The 5,432-nt window shown below is 61.3% G+C and carries 5 protein-coding genes; 2 read left to right on the plus strand and 3 right to left on the minus strand.

Annotated elements, in window-relative coordinates; genetic code table 11:
- Window positions 1–49: 49 nt before the first annotated feature.
- Window positions 50–1,204 (plus strand): D-alanyl-D-alanine carboxypeptidase family protein, encoded by a 1,155-nt coding sequence (locus tag B3873_RS06100; RefSeq protein WP_039783615.1) that lies wholly within the window; start codon window positions 50–52, stop codon window positions 1,202–1,204.
- Between the two features lie 234 nt (window positions 1,205–1,438).
- Here the strand turns inward: B3873_RS06100 and ahpF are convergent, their stop codons facing one another.
- Both ahpF and ahpC read right to left on the minus strand, forming a co-directional pair.
- The gene (gene ahpF / locus B3873_RS06105) at window positions 1,439–3,040 is read right to left on the minus strand and encodes an alkyl hydroperoxide reductase subunit F (protein ID WP_286864651.1); all 1,602 of its coding nucleotides are present in this window, start codon (window positions 3,038–3,040) and stop codon (window positions 1,439–1,441) included.
- A 172-nt stretch (window positions 3,041–3,212) separates the two neighbouring features.
- Window positions 3,213–3,776 (minus strand): alkyl hydroperoxide reductase subunit C, encoded by a 564-nt coding sequence (ahpC, locus tag B3873_RS06110; protein ID WP_008332872.1) that lies wholly within the window; start codon window positions 3,774–3,776, stop codon window positions 3,213–3,215.
- A 358-nt stretch (window positions 3,777–4,134) separates the two neighbouring features.
- On the opposite strand from ahpC, the gene B3873_RS06115 reads away from it, so the two are divergent.
- A complete protein-coding gene (locus B3873_RS06115) occupies window positions 4,135–4,587 on the plus strand; it encodes an acyl-CoA thioesterase (protein WP_286864655.1) in 453 nt (150 codons plus the stop codon).
- Window positions 4,588–4,679: 92 nt separating this feature from the next.
- Here B3873_RS06115 and B3873_RS06120 read toward each other — a convergent pair.
- Window positions 4,680–5,432, minus strand: a 753-nt coding sequence (locus B3873_RS06120; RefSeq protein ID WP_286864657.1) for a phosphoenolpyruvate carboxykinase domain-containing protein, incomplete at its 5' end; no start/stop codon positions are given.

A 5,432-nucleotide genomic window follows, 5' to 3' on the forward strand; every position in this document is an offset into this window, starting at 1 on the left:
ACCAACAGCTACGATGTTCCCCCGTGCTGGCAATTTTTCTTAGGCACCGATGAAAAAGCTTCTCGCGGCATTTGCCGCAACCGTCCTTTCCCTTTCCGCCCTGACCGCCTCCGCCCAAAGCCTGCCGCCGCCGACCGTGGCGGCCAAGAGCTGGCTGCTGCTGGATGCCTCGGCCAACCAGGTGATCGCCTCCAGCGACGCCGACACCCGCGTGGAACCGGCCTCGCTGACCAAGCTGATGACCGCCTACCTGGCCTTCGCTGCCCTGCGCGACAAGCGCCTGAGCCTGGAGCAGGAAGTGAACGTTTCGGTCAACGCCTGGAAGGTCGATCCGAGCAGCTCCAAGATGTTCATCGAGCCCAACAAGCCGGTCTCGATCGACAACCTGCTGTATGGCCTGATCTCGGTCTCCGGCAATGACGCCGCCGTGGCCGTGGCCGAAGCCGTCTCCGGTACGGAAGATGCCTTCGTGCAGCTGATGAACCGTGAAGCGCAGCGCCAGGGCCTGACCAACACCCACTTCAGCAACCCGCACGGCCTGCCCAGCGCCGACACGTACACGACCGCGCGTGACCTGGCGATCCTGTGCCGCAACCTGATCAACGACTTCCCCGACTATTACAAGCGCTATTACTCGGTCAAGAAGTTCACCTACAACAACATCACCCAACCCAACCGCAACCGCCTGCTGTGGCTGGATCCGACGGTCGATGGCATGAAGACCGGCCACACCTCCAGCGCCGGCTATTCGCTGATCACCTCGGCCCATCGCCCGGTGCCCAACGGCGAGCGTCGCCTGATCTCGGTGGTGATCGGTACCGTTTCCGACCAGGTCCGCACCCAGGAAAGCCAGAAGCTGCTGAACTGGGGCTTCCAGAACTTCGACGCCGTGAAGCTGTATGCCAAGGGCCAGGCCGTGGATACGCCGGACGTGTGGAAGGGTTCGCAGAGCAAGATCAAGGTCGGCTTCAAGAACGACGTCTACATCACCATCCCCAAGGGCACGGCTGACAAGGTCAAGACCAAGCTGGAACGCAATGATCCGCTGATCGCCCCGATCTCGGAAAACGCCAAGGTCGGCACCCTGAAGGTGACCATCGATGACAAGACCGTGGCCGAACTGCCGGTGATCGCACTGGAATCGGTGGGCCCGGCTGGCTTCATCGGCCGCGCCTGGGACTCGCTGCGCCTGATGTTCAAGTAATCATCAGGCAGTTCTGCCGCCACGGCGGCAGATGAGCAAGTCAAGAAAACGCCATCGGGTGACCGATGGCGTTTTTTCATGTGCGCTGCCAAGGCCACGCAGTGCATGCCGATACGTATCCGCAAACCCTTGGATGCACCGGATCACATACCCCAAGCCAGAAACAAAAACGCCACCGGCGAACCGGTGGCGTTTCTTTTACTGCTTTGCTGGCTGGCTGAAATCAATCAGCAATCAGGCCGCAACCGCTTCCTTGGCTACTGCCGGTGCCACATCATCCGCCGACGAACGGATCAGGTGATCGAAGGCCGACAGGCCAGCCGTTGCACCTGCACCCACGGCGATGACGATCTGCTTGTACGGCACCGTAGTGACGTCACCCGCAGCAAAGACACCAGGAATCGAAGTCTGGCCCTTGGCGTCGATCTCGATCTCGCCGTGCTTGGACAAGGCCAGGGTTCCCTTGAGCCATTCGGTGTTGGGCACCAGGCCGATCTGGACGAACACGCCTTCCAGTTCCACGTGCTTGACCTCGCCGGTTTCACGTTCCTTGTAGCTGATGCCGTTGACGCGCTGGCCGTCGCCGGTGATCTCGGTAGTCTGTGCCGACGTCACGATGGTCACATTGGGCAGGCTCTTGAGCTTGCGCACCAGCACCGCATCGGCCTTCAGTTCGGCTGCGAACTCGATCAGGGTCACATGGGCGACGATACCGGCCAGGTCGATGGCTGCTTCCACGCCCGAGTTGCCGCCACCGATCACCGACACGCGCTTGCCCTTGAACAGCGGACCATCGCAGTGCGGGCAATAGGCCACGCCCTTGTTCTTGTATTCCTGCTCGCCCGGCACGTTGACGTTGCGCCAGCGGGCACCGGTGGACAGGATCACGGTCTTGCCCTTCAGCACGCCGCCATTGGCCAGCTTCACTTCGATCAGCTTGTCGCCCGGCACCAGCGCTTCAGCGCGCTGCACGTTCATGATGTCGACGTCATAGGCCCGCACGTGCTGTTCCAGCGCGGTGGCGAATTGCGGGCCTTCGGTCTCCTGCACCGAGATGAAGTTCTCGATGGCCAGGGTATCGAGCACCTGGCCGCCGAAACGCTCGGCCACCACGCCGGTACGGATACCCTTGCGCGCTGCATAGATCGCGGCAGCTGCACCAGCGGGACCACCGCCGACGATGAGCACGTCATACGGCTCCTTGGTGCTCAGTTCTTCACCCTTGCGGGCAGCGGCACCGGTGTCGAGCTTGGCGAGGATCTCTTCCACGCCGGTACGGCCCTGGCCGAAGACTTCGCCGTTCATGTAGACGGTCGGCACGGCCATAATCTGGCGTTGCTCGACTTCACCCTGGAACAGCGCGCCGTCGATGGTCACCGACTGGATGCGCGGATTGATGATGGACATCACGTTCAGCGCCTGCACCACTTCCGGGCAATTCTGGCAAGTCAGCGAGACATAAGTCTCGAAGCGATAATCGCCGTCCAGGTTCTTGATCTGCTCGATGACCTTGTCGTCGAGCTTGACCGGGTGCCCGCCGACTTGCAGCAGCGCCAGCACCAGGGAGGTAAATTCGTGGCCCATCGGGATCGCGGCGAATTCGACGCTGATAGGGGTCCCGGGGCGGTTCAGCCTGAAGGACGGGGTACGTCCCTGGGCATCGGCACCGCGTTGCTCGACCAGCTTGATGCGGTCCGACAGCAGCACGATGTCTTGCAGGAGTTCCTGCATCTCACGGGACTTGGCGCCATCATCGAGCGACGCGACGATCTCGATCGGGTGGCTGACCTTTTCCAGATAGGCCTTCAGTTGGGTCTTGAGATTGGCATCAAGCATGATGATTACTTCCTCGTTGAGAGATTCTAGGGTCGCCCTGACCACGGCCTCGCCCTTGTGGGGGTCGGCCGCTTGCCCGGGGGGGAGCGGGCCAGGACGGATACTGCAGGATATTCAGTGCGGCGCCAGCCGGAGAACAGCACTTGGCTGGCGCGATACGGCGGGGTATTGCTTAGATCTTGCCGACCAGGTCCAGCGAGGGCTTCAGGGTGGCAGCGCCTTCTTCCCACTTGGCGGGGCAGACTTCACCCGGGTGCGATGCCACGTACTGGGCAGCCTTGACCTTGCGCAGCAGTTCCGAAGCGTCACGGCCGATGCCGTTGTCGTGCACTTCCATGACCTTGATTTCGCCTTCCGGATTGATCACGAAGGTGCCGCGCAGTGCCAGGCCTTCTTCTTCGATCAGCACTTCGAAGTTGCGTGCCAGGGTTGCGGTCGGGTCGCCCACCAGCGGGTACTGGACCTTCTTGATGGCTTCCGAGGTGTCGTGCCATGCCTTGTGAGCGAAGTGGGTGTCGGTGGACACGCCGTAGATTTCAACGCCCAGCTTCTTGAATTCAGCGTAGTTGTCGGCCAGATCTTCCAGCTCGGTCGGGCACACGAAAGTGAAGTCGGCCGGGTAGAACACGAACACGGACCACTTGCCCTTCAGGGTGGCTTCGGTGATGTCGACGAACTTGCCATCGTGGTAAGCGGTTGCCTTGAACGGCTTGATAGTGGTGTTGATCAGGGACATTGTCGATTTCCTTTAAAAGGGGGGTTGAGTGAAGCGATGGGTTGAATAGTAGAACGCCCAACAAAATAGATCAATTTTATTTAATCAATAATTTTGATTGGATTTAACTATCAGTCTTGAGGATCAGGCTATCGGCAGCGCCGGCGCCCGCAAAACGACGCGGTCACCGGAAACACATGGCATCGGCCTGCGCAGATGCAAGCGCGACACTGGCCAATCGCTGACCGTGATCGCTTAAGATGGAACACTTCCGGCCGCGCCAAGGAGCGGGTGCGAGCGGAAGTGGGAGCAATGTTACTGCAAGCACGCCGTTCTTGTGCAGGTGCACAAGCTGACCAATCCTGACCCTGATGAACCGATGAGCGAGCACCGTCCCCAACCCGGCCGCCGCGCCGATTTCCTGCATTTTCACGCGATTGCGACACGCTGGATGGACAACGATGTCTATGGCCACGTCAACAATGTCGTCTACTACAGCTGGTTCGATACCGCCGTGAACCATTATCTGGTGCAGCGCGGAGTGCTGGATATCGAGCGAGGGGATGTGATCGGGCTGGTCATCGAAACGCAGTGCAACTATTTCGCTTCGGTCGCCTTTCCGGACCTGATCGAAGTGGGCATGCGCGTGGCGCATCTGGGCCGCAGCAGCGTGCGTTACGAGCTGGGCATCTTCAAGGCGGGGGAAGAGACTGCCGCTGCGCAAGGCCACTTCGTGCATGTGTACGTGGATCGCGCCAGCCGCAGGCCGGTGGCGTTGCCCGAGGCATTGCGGGCGGCGCTCATGCCGCTGACCTTGCTGATGCCGGGCTGAAAAAACGCTTTCGCCAGATCCGCCACCCCAAAAAGAAAACGCCTGCCGCATCGCTGCGGCAGGCGCTTCCTGTCTTCTCCGAACCGGTCAGCTTAGGCTGCCAGCTTCTTCTCCAGCTTTTCCTTCACACCTTGCAGTTCGGCCGGCAGCTTGTGCTTGAGCTTGTCGAACAGTTCGGCATGCAGCTCCAGTTCCTTGACCCAGGCGGCCTTGTCGATGGAGGTGATGGTGGCGAATTGCTCGGCGCTGAAGTCCAGGCCTTCCCACTGCAGGTCATCGAAGCGCGGGGTGACGCCGAACAGATGTTCGACACCACCGGTCTTGACGCCCTGCGGATCCTCGATGCGGTCCAGCATCCACTTCAGCACGCGCATGTTGTCGCCGAAGCCGGGCCAGACGAACTTGCCATCGGCATCGGTGCGGAACCAGTTCACGCAGTAGATCTTCGGCAGCTCGGCGGGCGAGGCGGCGATCTTCTTGCCGATGTCCAGCCAGTGCTGGAAGTATTCGCTCATGTTGTAGCCGGCAAAGGGCAGCATGGCGAACGGATCGCGGCGCACCACGCCCTGCTGGCCGACGGCCGCAGCGGTGGTTTCCGAACCCATGGTCGCGGCCATGTAGACGCCTTCCACCCAGTTGCGGGCTTCGGTCACCAGCGGCACGGTGGTGGAACGGCGGCCACCGAAGATGAAGGCCGAGATCGGCACGCCGGCCGGATCATCCCAGGCCGGATCGATCACCGGGTTCTGGGTCGCGGCCACGGTGAAGCGGGCGTTCGGGTGCGCTGCCTTGCGGCCGGTTTCCTTGCCGATTTCCGGGGTCCAGTCCTTGCCCTGCCAGTCGAT

This window comes from Herbaspirillum sp. UBA812, assembly GCF_002296545.1.
In the GTDB taxonomy this organism is placed as follows: domain Bacteria; phylum Pseudomonadota; class Gammaproteobacteria; order Burkholderiales; family Burkholderiaceae_D; genus Herbaspirillum; species Herbaspirillum huttiense.

Excerpts from the sequence above, each read along its gene's own strand:
- ahpC (WP_008332872.1), bottom strand. The coding sequence starts at position 3,776 with ATGTCCCTGATCAACACCACTATCAAGCCGTTCAAGGCAACCGCTTAC.
- B3873_RS06100 (WP_039783615.1), top strand. The coding sequence starts at position 50 with ATGAAAAAGCTTCTCGCGGCATTTGCCGCAACCGTCCTTTCCCTTTCC.
- B3873_RS06115 (WP_286864655.1), top strand. The coding sequence starts at position 4,135 with ATGAGCGAGCACCGTCCCCAACCCGGCCGCCGCGCCGATTTCCTGCAT.
- ahpF (WP_286864651.1), bottom strand. The coding sequence starts at position 3,040 with ATGCTTGATGCCAATCTCAAGACCCAACTGAAGGCCTATCTGGAAAAG.